Here is a 23,737-nt window from a genome sequence, read left to right as displayed (position 1 = left end):
ACAACCCGTGGAAGTTGGAAAATGCCGCTCGATATTTTTGTACCGTACTGGGGCGATCCTTCGCTGCTCAAGGAAACAGTCGCGAGCGTCTTTGCACAAACCAACGAGGACTGGTTGCTGACGGTCATCGACGATTGCTACCCCGATCCCTCCGTGCAGGAGTACTTCGCGACGATCGACGATGAACGGGTCTCCTACCAGCGGAACGAATCCAACAAGGGCATTACGGAGAACTACCGCACGTGCGTCGCCGAAGCCACGCAGGAACTCATGGTGATCCTCGGATGCGATGATGTGCTGCTGCCGAATTACGTGGATGTCGTCATGCAGGCCCACCGCGACTTTCCGGACGCCTCCGTGATCCAGCCCGGAGTGCAGGTCATCGATGAAACCGGGCAGATCGTCAGGTCCCTTGCCGATTCCGTTAAGCGGAAGTTTGTTGGACCCAAAACCAACGCCACGACCGTCCTGGCCGGGGAATCCCTCGCCGTCAGTCTCCTGGGCGGCAACTGGCTGTACTGGCCTTCCCTCGCCTTCCGGACCGACGCAATCCGCAAGGTCAGCTTCCGCGATGGCCTCCCCATCGTCCAGGATCTGGCGCTGGTGATGGACATCGTCCTGCAGGGCGGATCGCTGGTTCACGTCCCGACCCTGGCGTTCTCCTACCGCCGTCACTCCGCAAGTGCCTCGGCGGCGACGCTGACCGACGGAACGCGTTTCGCCGGCGACCGGGAGTACGCCCGCATAGCCGAGGACCTTTGCCGGGCAAAGGGCTGGAAGAAGGCCGCGGTGGCAGCCCGTGTGCGCTGGACCTCGCGCCTGCACGCCGTCACCCTCATGCCCGGAGCCCTGCTCTCCCGCAATCCGAAAGCGGTCAAGGCCACATTCAGGCACGCTTTCGGTCACTGAGCCGCACCAGTCCTATGAGAAACTGGACCTTGCAGATGTCCGCCCCAGAAAGGCCTCACTAGTGACCCCCTCAACGTCATCAACAACGTCCACTGCCAAACGGGGTACTGTCCTCGTGACGGGAGGCGCCGGGTTTATCGGATGCGCCATTTCCCCGGCCCTGGTTGCGGCGTTCGACCGAGTGGTAGCTGTGGACAGCCTGCACCCGCAGATCCACGCCAGCCAGTCGCGGCCGGAGGAACTCGACCCCGCCGTCGAGCTGATCGTTCGTGACATCACTGAGGCCCAGACCTGGGACGAGGTGCTCCCGGACGTGGCGCCCGACGTCGTGATTCACCTTGCCGCCGAGACCGGAACCGGACAGTCGCTGGAGGAATCCACGCGACACGCAATCGCCAACGTGGTGGGCACCACGCAGATGCTGGATGGCCTGAACCGCAGCGGTAAGCTGCCGCGCCGCATCGTCCTGACGAGCAGCCGCGCAGTATATGGAGAAGGCGCCTGGAAGTCGGATGCGGACGGGACCCTGTTCTATCCCGGCCAGCGATCGAACGAAATCCTGTCACGCTCGCAGTGGGATTTCCCCGCGGCCCAGCCCGTGGCCATGTCTGCCTCCGTCGTCGCGCCGGCTCCGGTCAGCGTGTACGGCTCCACGAAGCTCGCCCAGGAGAACATCCTGGAGTCGTGGGCCAAGTCCTACGGGGTCGAAGCCGCCGTGCTGCGCCTCCAGAACGTCTACGGCCCGGGCCAGTCCCTCATCAACCCGTACACGGGGATCATGTCCCTCTTCTGCCGGATGGCAAAAGCCGGGAAGTCCATCCCGCTTTACGAGGACGGCGAGGTGCGCCGCGACTTCGTGCTGATCGACGACGTCGCCGCAGCTGTGGTTGCGGCCGCTGTCGCTGACGAGGCACATGATGGTGCCCTCGACATCGGATCGGGTGAATTCCAGACGATCCGGACGGCCGCGGAGATCATCAGCCGCCACTACGGCGCACCGGAGCCCCACGTCACCGGCCAGTTCCGCCAGGGCGACGTACGGCATGCATGGGCCGATGTGGAGCCGGCCAAGGCCGCGCTTCCGTGGGAACCCCGCTACGACCTGGAGGCCGGCATCGCACGCCTCGCCGAATGGATCGACGGGCGCCTGCCGGCAGAGGCAAAGCTCTAGGTTTACTGCCCGCCTACGTTTGCTTGGGCAAACAACAACGAGGGCCTCCGGTATCGATTGGGTGATTACACTCAATCGATTACCGGAGGCCCTCATTCTTTTGCGCCGATGTCGCGGACCATACCCGCACCCGCGGCGACGATGCCGTCGTGCTAGCGTCTCCCTGCCGTGGTGACTCCGGCGTCCGCCGTGGAATCAGCAGGCACAGACACGCTGTCCTTCGCGGCTTCGGGAGGCGCCGCTGCCGGAACTGCAGCGGGCACCGGTGCCTTGCGCCGCCGTCGGACCGCACGCATGACAGGCCGCTCCACCAGCAGCCAGCTGAGCGTGGCCAGGACCAGGGTGCCGGCAGCGGAGGACAGGATGTAGATTGCCATGCCGCGGTTATGCACACCATAGAGCGCCAACAACTGCTGAACGGGCCAGGCGTAGATGTAAAACCCGTAGGAGACATCGTGGATCCGGATCAGCTTCGGTGAGGGCAGCACTGACGAGACCCACAACAGGCCGTATGCAATAAACGGGCCGGCCAGCTGGCCTCCCCATACGGGAAAAGCGAAAATGCAGAGCGCAGCCGCCGCGATGGAGCCGAGGCCGGTGGCCCAGTGAAGGCCAACCCATTTGGAGATCGACTGGACGAGGGCTCCGCCGAGGAAGAACGGCACCAATTTTGCCAGCAGGGAGAAATCAGTGTCCTGCAGCAGGGGCATGATGGCCGGCAGGTTCGCGTAGACCGCGACGCTTGCGCCGAACGCCAGCGCGAGCGGCACCGGTGAGCGCCGGACCCACGCCAGGCCTCCGATGGCCGCAATGATCAGATAGCAAAGGAATTCGTAGTAGAGGCTCCAGAGTGACCCGTTCCACGAGCCGGCAAACGGCACAGTCGCGGGAGTGAAGGCCACATCGTAGTTCTTCATCTCCAGGAACAGGTTGGAAAAGACGAACCGGAGCGGCGTCGTTTCCGTGCTCCAGTAGCCCGCCAACGTGCCGTTCTGGCGGAGGAACCCGAGCGGGGCAAACACCAGGACCGTGACTGCGAGGCACGCCAGGAACGCGGGATAGATCCTGGCGACGCGGTGTACGAGGTACTCGCCGAGGCCGTTGGTGAAGCGGCTCCCGGTGATCAGGTATCCGCTAAGGGCGAAGAAGCCCGCAACAGCCCACCCGCCAAGGTTCTCACCGCGAAGATGGGGCCCCTCCCCCGCACCAGCCAGATAGAAGCTGTGGGCAAAGAGCACCATGGCAGCCAGGCCCAGCCTGATCATGTTCATGCTGTTGTTGCGCGGATCCAGTGCCTTGCCCCAGCGCGGTCCGGAACCCGGCAGCTCAACCCGGCCCGAGGCAGCCGAAGCAGCCATCGGCTTTCGCGTGATCTGGGATGTGGCGGAGGTCTCCTCCACTAGCTCAGCTGCCCGGGTTTCTCGGCTTCATCGATCGCGATGCGGCGCGAGAGCTTCGTGAGGGCGTTTTCAGCGTGGCGGAAGCGCTGGTAGGTGGTGGCCATGAAGACGAAGAGGGAAACTACCGCGCCATAGAGCACCAGGTCGGTTCCTCGTCCGATGCCAAGGAACCCCGCCACCCGGGTGAGCGCCTCGGGAAAGAACACCGACAGTGCCGCGACGACGGCGAAGATCATCAGCAGGATGCGGCGTACGGCCAGGTGCCGGGCGTTGGAACCGCCGCGCATCAGGGCGAGCGATACCACCATGACGGCAGCAACGAGGACAATTTGGACAATGATTAGCAATCCGACACCTTGGCTTGTTGAAGAACTGGGGGCTATTTGAAGAACAGTTCGGCCACGATGTTGACCGAGTTCAGCAGGGACTGTCCCTTGGACTTGGAATAGTCCGTGTAGATGATCTCCACGGGGTGCTCCGCGTATTTCGGCTTGAGCCTGGCCAGCTGGTTCACCAGCTCGGATGCATGGGCCATCCGGTTCTGGGTCAGGTGGATGTTGGAGGCGACACGGGGGTTAAAGGCGCGCAGCCCGTTGTGCGCGTCGGTCAGGTTCATTCCTGTGGCAAGCCTGGATTGAATGGCTGCCGTCTTGAGAACGAGCCGTTTCGCGGCGGAGAGCTTGGTGCGGTCGTCCAGGAAGCGCGAGCCGAGGATGATTTCGGCCTCCCCCGATTTCACCCGCTGCGCCATGGCCATGGCGTCGTCAACCCGGTGCTGGCCGTCGGCGTCAAAGGTTACGATGCACTCCAGTTCCGGATCCTGCAGGGCGAACTCAATGCCGGTTTGCAACGCGGCACCCTGCCCCAGGTTGATGGGGTGCTGAACAACGACGGCGCCGGCCGCCCGCGCCTTCTCCTGTGATCCGTCCGTGCTGCCGTCATCAACGCAAACGACGTGGGGGAACTGCTTCCGCAGCCCCTCGATGACCGAACCTACGACAGTAGCCTCGTTGTACATGGGGATTACGATCCAGGTGCGACTCACAGATCAATTGTTGCATATGGCACGCCTCCGGCTTGGCAGCGGCACCGGAGCCCGATGCCGCTGCCAAGGCCGTGAATCCGGCAATTCATGCCAGATTCAGGGCGCGCCGGTGCCCTTCGGCTAGCTCAGGTACTCTTTCAGCCTGCTGGCGACGCTGGCCGGATGAAAGCCCGTGGACTGGATCTTTGCCAGGTCCAGCACGCTGTTCAGCGGCCGGGGCGCTGCGTCCTTGCCTTTGAAGTATTCTTCGGTGCTGACGCCGGTAACGGCGGTCCGGGGCTGGCCTGACAGCTCGTATACGTCGGCGGCGATGTCCGCCCATGACTGCGGTTCGCCGTCGTTGCTCAGGTTGTAGGTGCCGTAGGCGGCGCCGGATGCCAGCAGGTGCTGGATGCCCGCGGCAATGTCCGCGGTGAAACTGAGCCGGCCGATCTGGTCGTTGACCACGGACGGTTCAATGCCGCGGCCGGCGAGGGACGCCATGGTGCGGACGAAGTTGTTGCCTTCGCCGATGACCCAGCTGGTCCGGACGATGTAGTGGCGGGGAACAACGCTGACGACGGCGTCGCCGGCTGCCTTGGTCTGGCCGTACACCCCCAGCGGAGTGAAGGGTTCAGCCTCGTCGTGGTTCTCGCGGACGCCGTCGAAGACGTAGTCCGAGGAGACATGGACAAGGGTGAGGTCATGTTCGACGGCGGTCCGGGCCAAGCGTGACACGGCGGCAACGTTGACGGCCCAGGCGGCGGCACGCCCCTCCGCGGTTTCCGCGGTGTCGACGGCGGTGTAGGCGGCGGCGTTGATGACTGTCGAATAGTTCTTCCAGTTCCGCTCCGCGAAGGCTGCTTCACTGCCGAGGTCGAATCCGGCGCGGCCGGCGAACTCAACGGTGGCGTCGCCGTCGTATAGTTCCCGCAGCGCTTTGCCCAACTGTCCGTCGGCACCGACAACGAGGATCTTTTTGGCCGGCATCGGCACGACGTCCGCGAGGCGGGGGTGCGCCTTGTCCTTGTCGGAAAGCTCTGCCTCTTCCAGCGGAACCGGCCAGGAGATGCCGGCCGTTTCGTCTGCGAGGTTCAGGAACGTGTACTGGCCCTGGGCGTCGGCGGACCAGTGGTCGTTGACGAGATAGGTGTACGCGGTGTTGTCTTCCAGGGTCTGGAAGGCGTTGCCCACGCCGCGCGGAATGAAAATGGCCTGGCTCGGGTCCAGTTCGGCGGTAAAAACGGCGCCGAAGGACGGGCCCTCGCGCAGGTCCACCCAGGCGCCGAAGATTTTGCCCGTGGCGACCGAGATGAACTTGTCCCACGGCTCGGCGTGGATGCCGCGGGTGGTGCCGGCTTTTTCGTTGAACGAGATGTTGTTCTGCACGGGACGGAAGTCCGGCAGCCCCAGGGCCACCATCTTCTCCCGCTGCCAGTTCTCCTTGAACCAGCCACGGTTGTCACCGTGGACGGGCAGGTCGTAGAGGACGACGCCGGGGATCGGCGTTTCGTGCGCGGTCAGCTTTTTGGAGAACTCGATCGGCATCGTCTACTGGCCCTGTTCCTTGTATTTGGCTTCGGTCTGGGCTTTTTGCGGCCGCCACCAGTTTTCGTTCTCGCGGTACCAGGCGATGGTGTCTTCGATGCCGGCGTCGAAGTTGGAGAACTTCGGTGCCCAGCCGAGCTCGTCGCGGAGTTTCGCGGAGTCGATCGCGTAGCGCAGGTCGTGGCCGGGCCGGTCCACGACGTGGTCGTACGCGTTGCGGGGCTGGCCCATGTGCTCAAGGATCAGCTCCACGACGTCCTTGTTGTTCTTCTCACCGTCCGCGCCGATGAGGTAGGTCTCGCCGATGATGCCTTTGTCGATGATCGCGAGCACGGCCGAGGAGTGGTCGTTGGCGTGGATCCAGTCGCGGACGTTCTCGCCCTTGCCGTAGAGCTTGGGGCGGATCCCGTCGATCACGTTGGTGATCTGGCGCGGGATGAACTTCTCCACGTGCTGGTACGGGCCGTAGTTGTTCGAGCAGTTGCTGATGGTCGCCTGCAGCCCGAAGGACCGCACCCAGGCGCGGACCAGCAGGTCCGAGCCGGCCTTCGTGGAGGAGTACGGGCTGGAGGGGTTGTACGGGGTGGACTCGCTGAACCGTTCCGGGTCATCGAGTTCCAGGTCCCCGTAGACCTCGTCGGTGGAGATGTGGTGGAAGCGCCTGTTGTGCTTCCGGGCGGCCTCGATCAGCGTGTAAGTGCCGATGATGTTCGTGTCCAGGAACGGGCGGGGGTCATGCAGGGAGTTGTCGTTGTGCGACTCGGCCGCGTAATGGACCACCACGTCGGCCTCGGCCACAAGCCCGTCGACCAGGGCGGCGTCGCAGATGTCGCCCTGCACGAAACGGAAGCGCTCCTCCGGAAGGCCCCTCAGGGATTCCAGGTTGCCTGCATACGTCAGCTTGTCCAGGACCGTGACGTGATCCCCGGTGTTCTCCAGAACGTAGTGGACAAAATTGGAACCGATGAAGCCGGCACCGCCGGTGACAAGGAGTTTCTGCATTCAGCCAGCTTAGCGCGCGCCTGCAGCCGGGACTTTCAGCGACGGGCCCTCCGCAACAGGTCTTACTGGTTTGCTGGCCGTGACAATGCACGCAATGATAGAGCGCATGCGTGGAATCATCTTGGCTGGCGGCACAGGCTCGCGGCTGCACCCGATCACTCTTGGCTCAAGCAAGCAACTGGTGCCTGTCTACGACAAGCCCATGATCTACTACCCGCTCTCCACCCTCATCCTGGCCGGCATCCGGGACATCCTGATTATCACCACGCCCCACGACGCCGAACAATTCGAGCGCCTGCTCGGCGATGGTTGGCAATTTGGCGTCAATATTACGTACAAGCAGCAGCCGAGTCCTGACGGTCTCGCGCAGGCATTCGTTCTCGGCGAAGAGCACATCGGCAATGAGCCGGTGGCCCTGGTACTGGGCGACAACATCTTCTACGGCCAGGGCATGGGCACCCAGCTTCGCCGCTTCAAGGACATCGAGGGCGGTGCTGTGTTCGGGTACTGGGTCTCGGACCCGACAGCCTACGGTGTGGTGGAGTTCGACGGCAGCGGACAAGCGATCTCCCTGGAAGAGAAGCCGGAGAAGCCGCGCAGCCACTACGCCGTTCCCGGACTGTATTTCTACGACAACGAAGTCATTGCCATCGCCAAGGACCTCAAGCCTTCCCCCCGCGGCGAACTCGAGATCACGGACGTCAACCGCACTTATCTGGAACGCGGCCAGCTGAAGGTTGAAATCCTTCCCCGCGGCACGGCGTGGCTGGACACCGGCACGTTCGACTCGCTCAACGATGCGTCCAACTTCATTCGTACCGTAGAGCACCGCCAGGGCCTGAAAATCGGCGCCCCCGAAGAAATCTCGTGGCGGCTTGGCTTCCTGAGCGACGACGAACTCCGCGTACGCGCCGAACCCCTGGTGAAGAGTGGCTACGGAGCTTACCTGCTGGAACTTCTCCGCAGCGCAAACAACTAAGAACAGGTTTAGCCCTACATGTCCTGGTGGAACGCCCTGCCCGCATTTGCCGTCGCTCTTCTCATCACTTTCGGCCCCGGCGGAGTGCTCGCCTACTTCATGGGGGCCCGGCGGCTGCCGCTCCTGTGCCTTGCGCCCCTGCTCACTGTCGGCATCATCGGCGTGGCCGGAATCGCTGCCGGAGCTGTGGGCCTGCGATGGAACGTCCTGCCGCTGCTGCTGACGACGGCGGGTGCCTCCGCCGCCGCATGGGCTCTGCGACGCTTTGTACTGAAAGCCAAGGTTGCCGTTCAGGAGCCGACACCTTTCCGCGCCTGGGCGGGAGCCGCCACCGGCATGGCCGTTGGTGCATTCCTGACCGCACGGCGACTCGCGGAAGTCATTGGCAGCCCGGAGAACTTCGCGCAGCGCTTTGATAATGTGTTCCACCTCAACGCCATCCGCTACATTCTCGAGACCGGCAACGCATCCTCTCTGACCCTCGGAGGCATGGCGGGCGGCGAAGGCGGCGGCGCCATCTATCCCTCCGCGTGGCACTCCACGGCAGCCCTGATCGCTCAGCTTTCCTCCTCGGACGTGGTGGTTGCGGAGAATGTCCTCAACATCATCATTGGCGCGGTGTTCTGGCCGGCGGCGCTGATCTTCCTGGTGCACCAGATCGTCGGGCCACGGCCCGTGGCCCTGGCCCTCACGGGCGTCTTCGCCGCAGGGTTCACGGCATTCCCAATCTCGATCATGGACTTCGGACCGCTGTACCCCAACATCCTGTCCTACGCCCTCCTGCCGGCGGCCCTGGCACTCGTCATTGGACTCTGCAGGCTTGGTTTCGACAAGCGTGAAGACCGGACAATGTTATGGATGGCGCTTGCAGTGGCAGTCCCCGCGCTGGCCCTGTCACAGACGAACGGGCTCCTGTCCCTGGTCGCGTTCTCGCTCCCCCTCGGCCTGTGGGTCGCCGGCCGCGAGCTGTTGGGCCTCCGTGGCCGTGCCTTCCGTCCGCTGCAGCCACTGATCATCATCGGGGCAGCCTTTGCTGGGCTGCTGGTGTTTGCCGTGGTTTGGCGGGTTTTGCGTCCACTCGTCGAATACGACGGGTGGGCACCGTTCACGAGCCTGACCGGTGCGGTGGGCGAAGTCATTTTGAATGCACCCATCGGGCGTCCCGTCGCATGGGCCGTCTCCATCCTGGCCCTCATTGGCCTTCAGCGGGTGCTACGGCACTCCCGGGACCTCTGGATCGTCCTGTGTTGGCTCGTGCCGGTAATCCTTTACATCACCACCGCTTCCACGCCCAAGGGCTTCTGGCGGATGTTGCTGACGGGCGGCTGGTATCAGGACAGCTACCGGCTCGCGGCCCTTCTGCCAATCTTCACCGTGGTCCTCGCCGCGATCGGCAGCGTGTTCCTGTGGGATGCCCTGAAGGCTCCGATAGCGAAGGCCGCCAGCAGGATGAACGGGGCGCTGAACCGCAAGTACCCCGCTGCGGCCCCTGCCGTGCTGGCCGCACTCTTCATTTTGGCCGCCACGGCTACTACGCAGACGGGAACCATGCGGGGAATTACCGAGGAGGCGTCACGGGCGTATGTTATGGACGCGTCGTCGCCGATCGTCGACTCAGACGAGCTGGCTGTGATCAACCGCCTACCGGAGACCGTTCCCGAAGACGCGACCATCGCGGTGAACCCTTGGAACGGAGGCTCGTTGGCGTACGCCCTGACGGGCCGCAAAGTCAGTACGTACCACATGTTCTCCACTGACGACCCCGCGCTGACGGCCATCAACCAGGACATAGGCGAGGCACTCCCCGGCTCCGACGTGTGCTCGATCGCCAAGGCGCGGAACGTCGACTACATCCTGGACTTCGGTTCCAAGTACCTGGCCAACGCAGCGGCCGCCAAAGGCTTTGGAGGCGTTGTGGATGTCAAGGATTCACCGTCAGTGAAGGTTGTGGACAGCCAAGGCCACGCCAGGCTGCTGAAAGTTGTCTCCTGCGGCTAAGGGGCCGCCTGCGGTTGAGGCCGCCTGCACCGAAGTTATCCTGCACCGCAGTTATCCTGCGGCCGAAGTCACCCGGAGCTTGAAGCGTTGCCGCTCCCCTAAAGCCGGGCCTCGATCATCGGGCCCAGGAGTCTGCTGAACTCCACGTTCAGGTGGTTGACGTCGAAATAGACCACCACGCCCCCCACGACGCTGTAACACCGGCCGCTGTCGCAAAAGTAGTCGGTGAGGTCAACGAGTTTCAGCCGTGGGTCCTTGTTGGCTTGCGCCGCGTAGACCATGGGATCCAGGGGAGCTGCCGCTGACCGGTCCACAGCGCAACGCGCGGGGTCCTCTACGTTGAGCAGAGGACAGTCTGCAGGCCGGACATCGACGTTGTAGGGCGGATCTGCCAGGACTACTACTGTGCTGCCGGCGGACGTCCATGCCTTCCAGTATTTACCAAAGCCTTCGGCGTACTGGTCGTTCTGGGACCGTCCCGAACCGTCGTCGACACGTTCCCGGCGGGCAAAGGCAGACGTGAAGACGTAGGCGGGCTTGTCAGCGGCCACAGCCTCGGAGACGGCCTGCCCCCATGACCTGCAGTTGTTGACGCTGCCCTGGTCGGCCACCGACGCATAGAAGCCTGCGTACGTCACCGCGGCCGGCGGGCAGCCGCCCAGGAAACTGATCTTCAGCAACCACTTGTTCTTTTTGGCCAGGTCGAATATGGGCGCCTGCCATTGCTGGGCGTGGGAGTCCCCGACCAGCCAGACGGTCCTGGCGTCCGGGGCACCGCCGCTGAAGTCGCAAAACCTTGTGGTCCTCTTGTCACCTGCCATGAGGATGTCCAGGTTGTCCGTGCATTCGGAAGCCGTCTTGTGGTAAGCATTTGCTTCGCTCATCGTCGGCACGAAGGCGGGCCCGAACCGGTCCCCGCATTTGGCTGGGTGGTCCATGGCCCGGGGACCGTAGCAGATGGACGTCTTTTGGTTGAGCATGATCTGTTCTGCTTCGGCCACCCGGGACTGCTGTCCCAGGGACACACCGGCACAACCGGCCGCTATCACAGCCATTCCCAGCACCATGGCCACCGCGGTCTTCACGGCGGGTCTGGACGTCGGCCGGAACTGCAGTCCCTTGTCCTCAACCCAGACTTTGGTGGCCCACGCCAGGGGAACCGCTATCGCCAACAGAATGAGCTTCTGTGGTGTGTGCAGTTCCGCGTCAATGAGGAACGGGCCTACGACGACCAGGGGCCAGTGCCAGAGGTAGAGCGAGTAGGAGATGTTCCCCAGGAACTGCACCGGCGGCAGGGAGGTCACCCGGCCGTGCCACATGAAATGGCCCGGGGTTCCGCCCGCAATGACCATTGCGGTGGCTACGACCGGCAGGAGCGCGGCCGTGCCCGGGAAGGGCGTGCCCGCGTCATACAGGACGGCACTGGCGATCAGACCGCCAAATCCCAGGAGCGCGAGAATGTTTGCGGCGACGGGCGGGAATTTGAGCCTGTTGACCATCAGGGCCAGCCCGGCACCCACACCGAATTCCCACAGCCGCACCTGGGTGTAGAAATAGGCCTCATGGCGGCCCGCGTCGGCAAGGTAGGCGGACAAAGCGAACGAACCGGCGGCAGCCAGGGCGATTCCCGCCGCGACGATAACCCGGGGCCGGGCCCTCAAACGGACCGCCGCCGTCGCCAGACCCACCATCAGCAGGGGCCAGACCAGGTAAAACTGTTCTTCCACCGACAGGGACCAGTAGTGCTGTGCAACTGTGGCGGATTCGGTGGATGCCGAATAGTCCACGGCGTTGGCCGCCAAAACCCAGTTCTCGGCATAAAGCGCGCTTGCCAAAACCTGCTGGGCGGTGTCGGTCCATCTCGAAAACGGAAGGATCATCACTGCTGCGACGAGGGATACAGCGAGTACCACGAAGGCCGCCGGCAACAGCCGGCGGATACGCCTGGAATAGAAGGCAGCCAAGCGTAGTCTTCCCGTCGCGAAAATCTCTTTCGACAGGTGGGACGTGATGAGGAAGCCTGAAATGACGAAGAACACGTCAACGCCCACGTAGCCGCCGGTTAGCTGGTTGGGCCACACATGGCCCAGGACCACCATCCCAACGGCAATCGCACGCAGAGCCTGAATGTCGGCGCGGAAGCCGCTTTTCGGTCCGGACGCGCGTCGCGGGCGGCGTTCCCGCTGGTGGAACTCCGCCCCTTGCCCCAATGGCACAGTTCGACTTGTCGACAAACCCACCCAACTCCTCAGACTTCACAGTAGTGGGTCGCGTATAGCCGGGCCCAAGGTAGCTTATGCCATGGTCCGCTACGCGCCCAAGTTCGAGGCCGGCGGGTCGCCGGTTTTCGCGCTGCCCTGATTGGGTTGACGCCAAAGGAAAGTGTTAACCTTGGCCGATGAGTGAGAACATCTATCTCGTTGCCTCCGGTGGGAATCCGAACTATGGCGATGAGCTGATCGTAGCTGCATGGCTGCGGTTCCTGGCCCGCGTCCGGCCCGACGCATCCGTTTGGCTGGACTGCCCCCAGCCCGGTACCGCAAGCGCGCTCTTTGCCGGAATCCACCCTGGTTTCCACGCCACGAATACGCTGTGGCGCTCCTGCGCCGAGGCTCCGGACCAGTCTGCCCAGGCCGTGTGGGATCACGTGGTCAACCTCGTCACCCGCGGCGGTACGCCCATGTACGACATCGGGCTCATGACGTTGGGCCAGGCGGACTCGATCCACCTCCTGGGCGGCGGCTATGTCAATGGTGTCTGGCCGGACCATGTAGGGCTGGTCGCGGGAATGGCCGCAGCACGAAACCTGAACGGCTGCCGGCTGGTGGGTTCCGGACTCGGCCTGATGCCCCCGCCGGAAAACGCGGAACTGTTGGCTAAAACGTTCGCGGACTTCTCGGCGGTCAGCGTTCGCGACGACGCCAGCGCGGCCTTCCTCGGCCTCGAAACGGGACTGGACGATGTCTTCCTGGGCCTTCTCCATGAGCTGCGCCGGAGTACTGAATCGCCCCGCGTCCAGTCCCGCGCAAAGGATGTGATGTTGTGCATCCAAAGCGACATGACCGATGAACCCACGTTCTCGCGGCTCAGGGACAAACTGCGGGTTGTTGTCGAAAACGCCCTCGCAAACGGCCTCTCGGTCGGCTACGTGGAGGCGATCCCGGGGTCGGACCGTCGAATGTTCGACGCCCTCGAAGGGCTCATCCCGGAGGAGAACTTCGTCCCGTTCACACAGGTTTGGGGTGAAGGATTGCCAGTCCGCCGGGGCCAGCAGTGGTACACGTCCAGGTTCCATCCGCACATGGTTGCGGCGGCCGCGGGTGCCCAGGGCGTGGCCATCGGCATTCTTGACGACTACTACGACATCAAGCATCGCTCGCTGATGGATCTTGGTTCCGGCTGGACGTACGCCGCCGCAAGCAGCGACGCCGAACTTCCGGAACCGACCGGTTCGCCCGAGTTTGAAGCAACTGCCACCCGGTTGGCGGGCAGCAAGAGAACCGAAGCGCTGGCTTTGTACCCGGTCCGCTAAGGCCCGGACATAACAAAAGGGGGCCCGGCGGGCCCCCTTTTGTTGTGCGGTTATGCGGTTATGCGGTTCAGCGGACGCTGCGGGCCATTTTCGGCTGCGGATCGAATTTGAGGCCGGCAAGGATCTGCTTTGCAACCCGAAGCTGCAGCCGGCGCCCGACGCCGCCCTTGACCATCCAGGCGTACGTTGTCACCACAAACTGCAGCCAGGCCAGCTTGTCATCGTGGTGCCAGCGGTACGACGACTCGTTGCGCGCTCCGTAGAGGAACTTCCAGGCATTCCCGGGGTTCAGGTCGCCGAAGTTCACACCCCGGTTTTCGGGCATGTCGTGGGTTACCACGCTGTCGATAATCTGTACCCCGGGTCCTTCTGCACTGATCCGGAGAGTGTATTCCATGTCGTCGAACCAGATGAAGTACTCGACCAAGGGCAGTCCGTACTTGGCGATGGACCGGCGGGGAATCAGGACTGAGACGAAGGAACAGTTGGTGATGAGGACCGCCCTTTGACCCTGTGCGATCAGACGACCCCAGTCCCAGGTGGGGCCGGCGTTGTTCATTTCGCAGATGGAACCGTCGGTGTAGCGGACCAGCGAGCAGCTGTACGGTACGTTGCGTCCGAGTCCCTTCTCAGCTTCCGCGTGCCCGGCGAGGAGCTTCTCCAAAGCGCTTTCCTCGGTGTAGCAGTCATCGTCCATGATCCACACCCAGTCAGCCCCGCGCTCGTAGGCACGCTCCATGCCTGCAGCAAAACCGCCGGCACCGCCCGTGTTGGAATCCAGGCGGACGATCTCCACCCGCGGATCGTCATCGTAGACAGCGAGCAGCTGTGGTGTGGAGTCCGTACTGGCGTTGTCGATGACAATCAGTCGGTCAACGGGCCTGGTCTGGGCGAGGATCGAGTCGAGGACCCTTCCGAGCTTGTCAACACGGTTGTAGGTGACGACTACGGCTGCGACCTGGTCGGTCATGCTTTCCATCCTTCGTAAAGTTCCGTGGTCCATTCCCGTGCTTCCGGGAGTTCCTTCAGAGCGGCGATTTTCAGCCTTTGTTCTTCAACGATCTGTTCACGCAACTCCTCCGAGGCCATGATCGCCTTGGTGCGCTGGACAGCTTCCCTGATAAACGCGAGGGGCTGCCTCGGTACCAGGACTTTGTCGGACACAAGGGAAGCCTGTGAGCCGACATCGGTCGACAGTACCGCCACGTCCTGGGCTGTCGCTTCAAAGGTCGTGAGTGTCAGCCCCTCATTGTCCGAGGAAATCACCAGCAGGTCCGAGTCGGCCAGGGTGTCGTCCACGGAACGCGGCGGCTGACGCAGCTCAAGACAGTCCGCAAGACCATACTTCGCGACGAGCCGCGACGTCTCTTCAGCCAGGGCCCCTGATCCGTGCAGGATGAACCGCACGTCCTGTTCGGTGGAGCGCCGGAGCTGGGCGGCATAACGGAGGAAGAGATAAGGGCGTTTCTGCTGGCTGAGCCGGCCAACGAAGGACACCGTAAAGGGCCGCCCCGGGTCCTTTTCGGCCTTCGGGGCAGCCGACACCTCACTGAGTCCGTACAGCGGCGCGAGGGAAACCCGTTCCTTCGGGACGTCCCGCTGCAGGACCATGTAGTCCCTCAGCTGCGGCGAAATGACGTGGTGCATGTCAATGGCATTGGACAGCTTGACGGCCAATTCGACGAAGCCGCCGGTCCGCCACTCGATGACGTGCAGCGAATCGACCGTCCGGATCCCGGGATCCATGGCCTTGAACCATGGGAGACGGTGGTACAGCCACCCGTTGTGGTGGACGTGGATACCGCGAACCGAGAACTTCGTCAGCAGTGCCAACAGCAGTTCGGATTCTTCCTCGTCTGAAATGGGAAGGTTCACCGGCAGGACCAGCGCGCCGTCCAGTTCGGGGCGCACAATCCACGGGTGGGCCGACTCACGGTCAGTCAACACGATGGGCAGGAAGCCCGCCTCGCGGGCCAGCGCGATGGTTTCAATGGCCCATCGTTCCGCCCCTCCCATTTCCAGCCAATGCAGCCCGAAGATGATTGCCGGCTCGCCGTCTTCGGACAGGCTGCGCAGCGGCGCAGTGGATTCGATCGGAGCCATCCGATGTGGCCGGCGATTCGGTGTGAGGCGTTTTTCGTGGTAGTCGGTCAGTCCCTGGCGCAGGGCGTCGAAGGCGATCGGCGCTCCAAACCGGGCAAGACGCAGCACTTTGGCTTTGCGGCCCGGGCGGTCGTAGAAGGTTGCTCCCCCTTCAGCGCGTTCCCCGCCCAAATCGATGACGAGGGGAACCACCGGCGATTCGGCAGACGCCGTCGTCGGAACCGTGCTCTTGACGCCAACCGTGCAAACGACGGTACGGTTCGGTTCCCACTCGTGCCGGTGGCAGGCGTAGCCGGTCAGCCGGGGAAACTCTCCGTCGGGTGCCCGGAGGACTATGACCTTGAATTCCCGGCCGGGCTGGATCAGTGAGTGATAGTTCAACCCACCAACAAGCAGGCCAATTTCCCGATCGGAGAGCCGGGCCTCTCCGCCTGCCAGGCCAGAACCGCCGTCGTCCAAAACTTCGAAGAGCTTACGGGCCCTACTCATCTGCACTCCCTACTGCATTCGTGTTCATGTCAGCTTCGTATCAGCTTTCCCGGAGAAGGCGGACTGCTTCCCCGATTGGCCCGTCTGCAACCTTCTTGCCCTGCCGCAGCACGACGCCCCGGTCACAGACCTTGCTCACCATGTCGAGGTCGTGGCTGACGACGACGAGCGTGCAGCCCGACTCCCGGAGCTCCTGGATGCGTGCCAGGCACTTCTTCTGGAAGGGCTCGTCGCCCACCGAGAGGATTTCGTCGATCAGGAAGACATCCGGGTTCGTGTGCACGGCGACCGAAAAGGCCAGGCGCAGGAACATACCGGATGAGTAGAACTTGACCTCGGTGTCGATGAACTTTCCGATTTCGGAGAACTCGACGATTTCGTCAAAACGCGCTTCTGTTTCCTTCTCGGTCATTCCAAGAAGCACGCCGTTAAGGAACACGTTCTCGCGGCCTGTCAGGTCGGGGTGGAAACCGGCGCCCACCTCAATGAGGCCGGCGACCTTGCCTCGGGTCCTGATGCTTCCGCTGTCCGTACTCATAACACCGGAAATGAGTTTGAGCAGGGTCGATTTTCCCGACCCGTTGAAGCCGAGCAGCGCAACCGACTCCCCGACGCCAACAGAAACGTCCACACCATCCAGCGCCATAAACGTCGAGGAAAGATCCCCGCGTCGGCCTTTGAACAGCCACACAACCGTCTCCTTCAGGGACCGTGTGTGCCGAAGGTTAAAGCGTTTCGATACCTTTTCAACAATGATTGCTTCTGCAGCCATCACAACTCCTGCGCAAATCTGCCCTCAAGGCGTCGGAATACGGTCTGGCCAATTGCGAGGAGCCCCAAGGAAATCAACAACCCGACCGGCAACCACAGCGAAATGAGGTTCTCCGGCATTCTGGCGCCCTCGGCGGCATTCCGCACGGCGCCCGTCGGTGCCCAGAATGCAAAGTGGAACAGTTCGACGGCGATAGTCATGGGGTTGAGCTGGTAGAAGAAGTAGAACGTCTCTCCCAGCGCGTCCCGGACGAGGTACCACGCGTAGAGAACAGGCGAAAGCCAGGTGGCCATCATGAGCATCAGGTCAACGATATTTTCGGAGTCCCGGAACATCACGTTTGCGGCGGCAAACAGCAGGCCAAGTCCAAGGGACAGCATGGCGACAATGACAAACGCACCAATGGCACCAATGATCTGCACGATGCTCGGGGTCCAGCCAAAGAAAAAGCAGGCCGTGAGGAGGATCAGGAACTGCGGCAGGAAGTGGACCATGGCCACCCAGACGGACGCCACCGGAAAGAGCTCACGGGGGAGGAAGATCTTCTTGACCAGGGCCCCGTTCGCAACAATGGACCGCGTGGCGTTGCTGAAGGCTTCCGAAAAAAAGTTCACCAGGATGATGCCCGAGAACATGTATATGACGAAGTTGGGCTGCTTGTTCAGGCCCAGGAACACTCCGAGGGCGAAATAGAAAACGATGAACTGCACGCCGGGCTTGACGTAGCTCCAGAGCAGGCCCAGCACCGAGCCGCGGTAGCGGACCTTGAGTTCCTTCCGCACGATAAGCCGGAGCAGTTCACGGCGCCGGAACACGTCGAGGAGGCCGCCGCCCTTGTCGGGAGCAGCCAGTAGCTCAGCGCTCATGCGTCCACCCCTCCGCTTTCAAGGGTTGTTCCACTCTCGAAGTGCGGACGGATTTGGTTGTCGAACATGGTCAGGGCTGAGCCGATTGCCATGTGCATATCGAGGTACTTGTACGTTCCAAGCCGGCCGCCGAACAGCACATCCTGCTCGGCAGCCGCGAGGTCGCGGTACTTGAGCAGGCGTTCGCGGTCGGCCGCGGTGTTGATCGGGTAATAGGGCTCATCGCCCTTCTCCGCTGCCCGCGAGAACTCCCGCATGATGATGGTCTGCTCTGTCTGGTAGTCCCGCTCCGGGTGGAAGTGGCGCGGTTCGATGATGCGCGTGAAGGGGACATCCTCGTCGTTGTAATTCACGACCGACGTTCCCTGGAAATCGCCGACGTCGAGGATTTCCTCTTCGAAATCAATGGTCCGCCAGGACAGATCGCCTTCCGAGAAATCGAAGTACCGGTCCACCGGCCCCGTGTAGATCACCGGGATGTTGCCGACAACCTTGTTCTTGCTGTATTCGTGCGACTCATCAAAGAAGTCGGTGTTGAGCCGGACCTCGATGTTCGGGTTCTCCGCCATCTTCTCGATCCACGCGGTGTAGCCGTTGGTCGGCAGACCCTCGTACTTATCGTTGAAGTAGCGGTTGTCGTAGTTGTAGCGCACCGGCAGCCGGGAAATGATCCCTGCGGGAAGGTCCTTGGGATCCGTCTGCCACTGCTTGCCGGTGTAGTGCTTGATGAACGCCTCGTACAGCGGCCGGCCGATGAGCTGGATGCCCTTGTCGTTGAGGTTCTGGGGATCAGTGCCCGCGAGCTCGCCGGCCTGCTCCTGGATGAGGGCCTGGGCCTGCCCCGGAGTCAGGTTGGCGCGGAAGAACTGGTTGATCGTAGCGAGGTTGATCGGCAGGGAGTACACCTCGCCCTTGTGGACGCCGTAGACCTTGTGCACATAGTTGGTGAACGTCGTGAATCGGTTGACATACTCCCACACGCGCTCGTTGGACGTGTGGAACAAGTGGGCGCCGTATCGGTGCACCTCGATGCCGGTCTGCTCTTCCTTTTCGCTGTAGGCATTGCCGCCGATATGGTGGCGGCGGTCGAGGACTACGACCTTCAAGCCCAGCTCAGTGGCGGCCTGTTCTGCGATTGTCAGGCCGAAAAAGCCCGACCCTACGATGACGAGGTCAGCGGTCACAAAATCTCCTGATTCGAATGCGGGCAGCCCAATGTTGTGCATTGGCTGCTGCTCTAGCCTACCCGAGGCTGTACGGCCACCAGTGAATCGCCGGCACGGGCCGGGCTTGTCCACATAGTCGGATGAGGGCGATGACCGGGGGCAGCGCCCGGCGGTAGCTTGGGCAGAAACCGTCTCCTTCCCATTGGAAAGCCCCCGATGACGCTCCACTGCACGCTGGTCCGCGGACCCGATGCCGGCAGCCCTGGCCTACCCCTCGAACTCACTATTGAGGCCGGTCATGGCGCTGCAGGCCACCTCGTGCAGCAAGCTATTGCGGAGCATTACGGCGCAGGGGAACTGACCGTACGGGGGCTGCCTTTAGCCGGCCTGGCTGTCGGAGTTCCTCCGTTTGTTACCGGGGCGGTCATAGTGGACGGCGCGGGAGGCCGCCGTGCGCAGACCGGCAACGCCAGGGATGCTGGCCTGTTGATCGCCGTACACAGCGGACCCGCGGCCGGGACTGTACTGCCTCTGCGGCGCGGCACCTACCGGATCGGCCGCAGCGGCGCTGAAATCGTCCTTCCGGATGCCGCCCTCTCCCGTGAGCATGCCCGGCTGGATGTGACGGACACCGCCATCACCATCACGGACCTTGGCAGCGCGAACGGAACCATCGTGGACGGGAAGAGAGTGGGCCACTCGGCGGTTTCGGCGAATTCGCTGATCAGTTGTGGCAATTCAACACTATCCATCACCTTTGGCCCCGCGCCGGCAGGACTGCCCGCCGAGTGGGAAGCTGCCGGCTCCAGCGTCGCTGAGCCTTTGAGAGTGCCGCACAGGGCCGAAGGCGGTAACCGGGGCATTCTCTTTCTCACGGCGGCACTGCCGCTGCTCATCGGCGTGGGCCTCGCTGTGATCACCGGAATGTGGATGTTCCTGGCCTTCACGGCGGTTTCTGCCGTTTCGGTGCTAGTTCCCATGCTGGCGGGCCGCCGCCAGCGATGCCGTCTCAAGGCGTCGGTGGCTGCCGCCGTTGAAGAAGACAAGGAACGACGACGCCGGTCCGCGCCGTCCGCCGCTGCGCTGGTCCTCAGGGGGCAATCGGAATCCCCGGTCGGGACCGGGGGGACCGTGACACCGGACGATCTTGGGTTGCGCCTCGGACTCGCGGACCAGCAGGCCAACGTCCGGTTGGATCCCGCCGACCCGGATTTCGACGCACCGGCTGCCGGCCGCATGCCGTTCATCCTGCACCTTCCAGATCGGACATTTGTCCGTGGGCCCCGGCAGGACGTCGCCGGCCTGATCCGGTTCATGCTTATGCAGCTCACAAGCTACCGGAATGCGGCCCGGACGCGGATCGTGCTGCAGGGCCGGCCGGAGTCCCTGCCGCTGACGTCCCGGTATCTCACCCCGGTGTCGCTGTCGTCGAATGCCCGGAAGACATCGGACCTGCTGGAGCGCGGCATCGACCGGAGCCGGGAACGGGGCGTGCTGATACTGATCGATGACGTCGATGGCGCGCCCGGAATTTCCGGCATGTCTGCCACCGCCATCAACCGCGGTTGGCACGTTCTCGACTGCACCCGGGATGGCTCACCGGAGGCGGGCACAGTCATCGAACTTGGCGGAAAAATGGCCCGGCTCTGCGCCGGGGACTCCACGCATGACTTCCTGCCTGACCTTGTTCCGGAGCGGGTGTTCGACCGGTACTGCCGGGATATGGCACCGGCCCTTGAGTGCGGCCCGGCTACCCCAACGGTGGTTCCGCTGAATTGTTCTCTGGCAGATGTCCTGCCGGCGTCAGCGTCGGACACGTCGGTCCGTTGGCTTGGCGGGCGCGGGGCGCCCGGACTGGCCGTACCCATTGGAATGTCAGCCCAGGGACCCCGCATGCTCGACCTTGAGTCGGACGGTCCGCATCTGCTGGTGGCGGGAACCACCGGTTCCGGCAAATCCGAACTCCTCCGGAGCCTGGCGGCCGGGCTGGCTCTGAGCTTCCCGCCGGATGTGGTCAACCTTCTCTTTTTTGATTTCAAGGGCGGTTCGGGACTGGGACCGTTGACGGGCCTGCCTCATTGTGTGGGTATACTCACGGACCTCACCCGGGATGAACTGGACCGTTCTCTGATTTCCCTGCGCGCCGAAATCCAGCGCCGGGAGGAATTGCTTTCCGCCGTCCAGGCTCCGGACCTGGCGGGCTATCGGGCGGCAGGTGCCGCAGCCGGCCCGCTCCCCCACCTGGTTCTGATCATCGACGAGTTCCGCATGCTCGTCGAAGACGCCCCCGAGGCACTGACGGAACTCATGCGGATGGCAGCCATCGGACGATCGCTGGGCATACACCTCATCATGGCTACGCAGCGGCCCCAGGGCGCCCTCACGGCGGACATCCGGGCGAACGTCACCACCAGCATTGCGCTGCGCGTCCAGTCTGAGATGGAATCGTTCGACATCATCAACTCCAGAGTCGCCGCCGGAATCGGCGTGGCCACTCCCGGGCGCGCCTATCTCGCCCGCGGCTCCGAGGATCCGGTCGAGTTCCAGACGGCGTCGCTGGCCGGTGCAGCAGCTGACCCGGCCGCGTCCGGCTTCAGGGTGTGCCTCGCCGCCGAGGCGTTGGGGAAAGCCCCGGCCGAACCTGGCGGGCAACCGAACCCCGATCTGCAGCCTTCGCCGGCGCAGGCCGCAGCCCCCCTGATTAGATCCCTCGTGGAACTTTGGAACAGCATGGGAGGAACTCCGCCGCACCGCCCTGTGGCCGGCCCGCTGCCCCGGGCGGTCTGCCGCCCCGATGCTGCCACGCCTGCCGGTGACCGGACAGCGGCGCACCCTGCATCCGAACCCTTGGGCGTGAGTATGGAAGGCGACCCGTCACCCTGCCTCTGGTCCGTCCAGCTCGGCTTGGCGGACGAGCCGCAGCGGCAGCGCATCTCCCGGCTGACGTGGCAGCCATCAGGCCATGGCCATCTTGCCCTGGTCGGCGGACCGGGCAGCGGGGCGGACGACGCCGTGGCCCTTGCCCTGCAGCAGCTGATCGAACACGTCGAGGAATCGCACCTTTATATACTCGACGCCGGCAATTCGTTCAGCGCGTCACGGGCAGAGCCGCGGGTGGGCGCGGTGGCTGGACTGCATGAACTGCGCCGGGCTGTTCGCATCCTGGAACGTATTGCCCTCGAAATGTCCGTGCGGCTCAGCCGGCAGGCAGAAGAACAGGCCACACCGCTCGTCCTGGTCCTGAACGGCTGGGGTTCGTGGGTCTCCGCGTTCCGGGCCGGCCCCCTGGCTTGGGCGGAAGACCTGGTCCAGGACATCGTCCGGGACGGTACCAGGGCAGGTGTCACGGTCCTCATTTCCGGGGACCGTGACGTTGTGACCGCCCGCTACTTCGCCGCCGTCCCCAACCGGGCTTTCTTCCCCAATGGCTCCACCGAGGAGAGCCGCCTGGCGTGGCCACGGATCCCTGACGTTCCCCGGATCCGTGGACGGGCGGTGGTGTTCGGCCCGCTCACGGGAAGCCCCGGGTCGGTGGCCCAGTTTTATGCGGCCGCGGGGACGGCGGCGAAGACAGCGACCGTCAAAGAAGCCGCCGCCCGGCCCTTCAGGATTGAGGCCCTGCCCGCGCGCCTGAGCGCGTCCGATGTCCAAGCATGCCTGGCAGCGTCACCGTTGTCCGGAGGTGCCGCCACCGGAAACGGAACCAGACACCGCTCAATTGTCATCGGCATCGGCGGTGACGAACTCCTTCCGGCAACTGTGCGGCTTCCGTCCGGATGTGTACTGCCCGTTCTGGGCGGTCCGGCCTCCGGCAAGAGCTCACTCCTTGCAGCCATCCCCCAGCTAAACCCGCACGTCCCGGCGTGGCTCTTCCCCGGTATTGACGATGCCGCCGACAACTACTGGGCAGGCCTCAGGCTGAGCGCTGATGCCGGCGTATTGAGCAGGGACGCAGTCCTTCTGGTGGACGATGCGGACATGCTGACTCCGGAGGCCACCCGGCATCTGCTGGACCTGCACAGCCTGGGGTGGACAGTACTGCTCACCGCCGGGTACAGCCCGACACTCGTTCAGCGGGTACCGCTGGCTGCCCACGCCCGCGGGCACGGCAACGGAATCCTGATCGCGCCCCGGAACATCATGGATGGCGACTTCTTCGGTGTTCGTTTCGAAGTGGACCCCAACCCGCCGCCCGGGAGGGCGGTCCTCATTTCCGAGGGTCGGGCCACCCCCGTACACCTGGCGGCGGGTTCCAGCCCCGGCGTCACAGGGCGGGGGGCGCCCCACCGGAACGCGAGGCGAAGCTGATCACGCTCTTGCGGAACAGCAGCACCACCGCGACAGCGGCCGGCACCAGCATGGCCAGGCCCGCCACAATGTAACCGCCGGTGAGAGTCGGAAATCCGATCGTCAGCACAAACAACTGGGCCACCAGCGCCCCCGCCCGCGGCCAGCGGAATCCACGGAAAAGGAAATAGGAAACGGCAAAAAGCCAGGCTGAAAAAGAAAGGAGGAGCGCCAACGTAAACACAGCACCCCAAAATGAAAGCACCGGCGCCCCGGTGGTCAGTTGCACGGCGTACCAGCCCGCGGCCACTAGGAGGGCCGCCGCTTCAGCGGCGACAATCAGGCTCAGCGCGCTGACTTCCCGGGGCCGGGAGCCCGGAACCCCCCGGGAAACGGAGCGCGGGGAAGCATCCGAACGGTCTGCGGAGCCTGCCCCGCTGGGCTCAGAACTGAAGTCGGAGGGGTTCTCTGGGGGTCTTGACACACTGGCA

General features: G+C 63.7%; 18 protein-coding genes. 6 read left to right on the top strand and 12 right to left on the bottom strand.

The features are described 5' to 3' along the window. Positions 1-21 precede the first annotated feature (21 nt). Together AC1DRE_RS04035 and AC1DRE_RS04030 are read left to right on the top strand one after the other, a co-directional pair. The gene (locus AC1DRE_RS04035) at positions 22-909 is read left to right on the top strand and encodes a glycosyltransferase family 2 protein (protein ID WP_476983443.1); all 888 of its coding nucleotides are present in this window, start codon (positions 22-24) and stop codon (positions 907-909) included. 61 nt (positions 910-970) lie between these two features. Continuing rightward, on the top strand, positions 971-2,080 hold the full coding sequence (locus tag AC1DRE_RS04030; RefSeq protein ID WP_104172278.1) for an NAD-dependent epimerase/dehydratase family protein: 1,110 nt from the start codon (positions 971-973) through the stop codon (positions 2,078-2,080). A gap of 152 nt (positions 2,081-2,232) precedes the next feature. On the opposite strand, the gene AC1DRE_RS04025 is transcribed toward AC1DRE_RS04030, so the two are convergent. The 5 genes from AC1DRE_RS04025 to rfbB form a co-directional block, all read right to left on the bottom strand. Next, positions 2,233-3,480, bottom strand: a complete 1,248-nt coding sequence (locus tag AC1DRE_RS04025; protein ID WP_476983442.1) for an acyltransferase family protein — start codon at positions 3,478-3,480, stop codon at positions 2,233-2,235. Then, complete coding sequence (locus tag AC1DRE_RS04020; protein ID WP_214953084.1) at positions 3,480-3,827, bottom strand: DUF2304 domain-containing protein; 348 nt, start codon at positions 3,825-3,827, stop codon at positions 3,480-3,482. The genes AC1DRE_RS04025 and AC1DRE_RS04020 overlap by 1 nt, the downstream gene beginning before the upstream one ends. Before the next feature lie 32 nt (positions 3,828-3,859). Continuing rightward, on the bottom strand, positions 3,860-4,525 hold the full coding sequence (locus AC1DRE_RS04015) for a glycosyltransferase family 2 protein (RefSeq protein WP_476983441.1): 666 nt from the start codon (positions 4,523-4,525) through the stop codon (positions 3,860-3,862). Positions 4,526-4,645: 120 nt separating this feature from the next. After that, positions 4,646-6,052 carry a sugar nucleotide-binding protein gene (locus tag AC1DRE_RS04010; protein WP_476983440.1) on the bottom strand — a complete coding sequence of 469 codons (1,407 nt, stop codon included), beginning with the start codon at positions 6,050-6,052 and terminating at the stop codon, positions 4,646-4,648. Positions 6,053-6,055: 3 nt separating this feature from the next. After that, positions 6,056-7,054: a dTDP-glucose 4,6-dehydratase gene (gene rfbB, locus AC1DRE_RS04005; RefSeq protein WP_476983439.1), complete on the bottom strand. Its 999-nt coding sequence runs from the start codon at positions 7,052-7,054 to the stop codon at positions 6,056-6,058. 106 nt (positions 7,055-7,160) lie between these two features. On the opposite strand from rfbB, the gene rfbA reads away from it, so the two are divergent. After that, positions 7,161-8,033: a glucose-1-phosphate thymidylyltransferase RfbA gene (gene rfbA / locus AC1DRE_RS04000; protein ID WP_476983438.1), complete on the top strand. Its 873-nt coding sequence runs from the start codon at positions 7,161-7,163 to the stop codon at positions 8,031-8,033. An 18-nt stretch (positions 8,034-8,051) separates the two neighbouring features. Beyond that, on the top strand, positions 8,052-10,031 hold the full coding sequence (locus tag AC1DRE_RS03995) for a DUF6541 family protein (protein WP_476983437.1): 1,980 nt from the start codon (positions 8,052-8,054) through the stop codon (positions 10,029-10,031). A gap of 98 nt (positions 10,032-10,129) precedes the next feature. Here AC1DRE_RS03995 and AC1DRE_RS03990 read toward each other — a convergent pair whose 3' ends face one another. Beyond that, on the bottom strand, positions 10,130-12,247 hold the full coding sequence (locus AC1DRE_RS03990) for an acyltransferase family protein (protein ID WP_476983436.1): 2,118 nt from the start codon (positions 12,245-12,247) through the stop codon (positions 10,130-10,132). Between the two features lie 182 nt (positions 12,248-12,429). On the opposite strand from AC1DRE_RS03990, the gene AC1DRE_RS03985 reads away from it, so the two are divergent. Further along, the gene (locus tag AC1DRE_RS03985) at positions 12,430-13,563 is read left to right on the top strand and encodes a polysaccharide pyruvyl transferase family protein (protein ID WP_476983435.1); all 1,134 of its coding nucleotides are present in this window, start codon (positions 12,430-12,432) and stop codon (positions 13,561-13,563) included. Positions 13,564-13,630: 67 nt separating this feature from the next. Here AC1DRE_RS03985 and AC1DRE_RS03980 read toward each other — a convergent pair whose 3' ends face one another. From AC1DRE_RS03980 to glf, 5 genes are read right to left on the bottom strand one after another with little or no spacing between them, the layout of a single operon-like run. Next, the gene (locus AC1DRE_RS03980; protein WP_476983434.1) at positions 13,631-14,533 is read right to left on the bottom strand and encodes a glycosyltransferase family 2 protein; all 903 of its coding nucleotides are present in this window, start codon (positions 14,531-14,533) and stop codon (positions 13,631-13,633) included. Beyond that, on the bottom strand, positions 14,530-16,155 hold the full coding sequence (locus AC1DRE_RS03975) for a glycosyltransferase (protein WP_476983433.1): 1,626 nt from the start codon (positions 16,153-16,155) through the stop codon (positions 14,530-14,532). The genes AC1DRE_RS03980 and AC1DRE_RS03975 overlap by 4 nt, the downstream gene beginning before the upstream one ends. A 40-nt stretch (positions 16,156-16,195) precedes the next feature. Then, complete coding sequence (locus AC1DRE_RS03970) at positions 16,196-16,927, bottom strand: ABC transporter ATP-binding protein (RefSeq protein ID WP_104172266.1); 732 nt, start codon at positions 16,925-16,927, stop codon at positions 16,196-16,198. Further along, positions 16,927-17,793 (bottom strand): ABC transporter permease, encoded by an 867-nt coding sequence (locus tag AC1DRE_RS03965; RefSeq protein WP_476983432.1) that lies wholly within the window; start codon positions 17,791-17,793, stop codon positions 16,927-16,929. The genes AC1DRE_RS03970 and AC1DRE_RS03965 overlap by 1 nt, the downstream gene beginning before the upstream one ends. Further along, positions 17,790-18,977 (bottom strand): UDP-galactopyranose mutase, encoded by a 1,188-nt coding sequence (gene glf, locus AC1DRE_RS03960; RefSeq protein ID WP_476983431.1) that lies wholly within the window; start codon positions 18,975-18,977, stop codon positions 17,790-17,792. The genes AC1DRE_RS03965 and glf overlap by 4 nt, the downstream gene beginning before the upstream one ends. A gap of 198 nt (positions 18,978-19,175) precedes the next feature. On the opposite strand from glf, the gene AC1DRE_RS03955 reads away from it, so the two are divergent. Continuing rightward, positions 19,176-23,267 carry an FtsK/SpoIIIE domain-containing protein gene (locus tag AC1DRE_RS03955; protein WP_476983430.1) on the top strand — a complete coding sequence of 1,364 codons (4,092 nt, stop codon included), beginning with the start codon at positions 19,176-19,178 and terminating at the stop codon, positions 23,265-23,267. Here the strand turns inward: AC1DRE_RS03955 and AC1DRE_RS03950 are convergent. Next, the gene (locus AC1DRE_RS03950; protein WP_476983429.1) at positions 23,224-23,730 is read right to left on the bottom strand and encodes a hypothetical protein; all 507 of its coding nucleotides are present in this window, start codon (positions 23,728-23,730) and stop codon (positions 23,224-23,226) included. The genes AC1DRE_RS03955 and AC1DRE_RS03950 overlap by 44 nt on opposite strands. Positions 23,731-23,737: the final 7 nt, after the last annotated feature.

The organism is Arthrobacter sp. P4_H3 (assembly GCF_056400885.1).
This window is presented reverse-complemented; position numbering and strand designations above follow the sequence as displayed.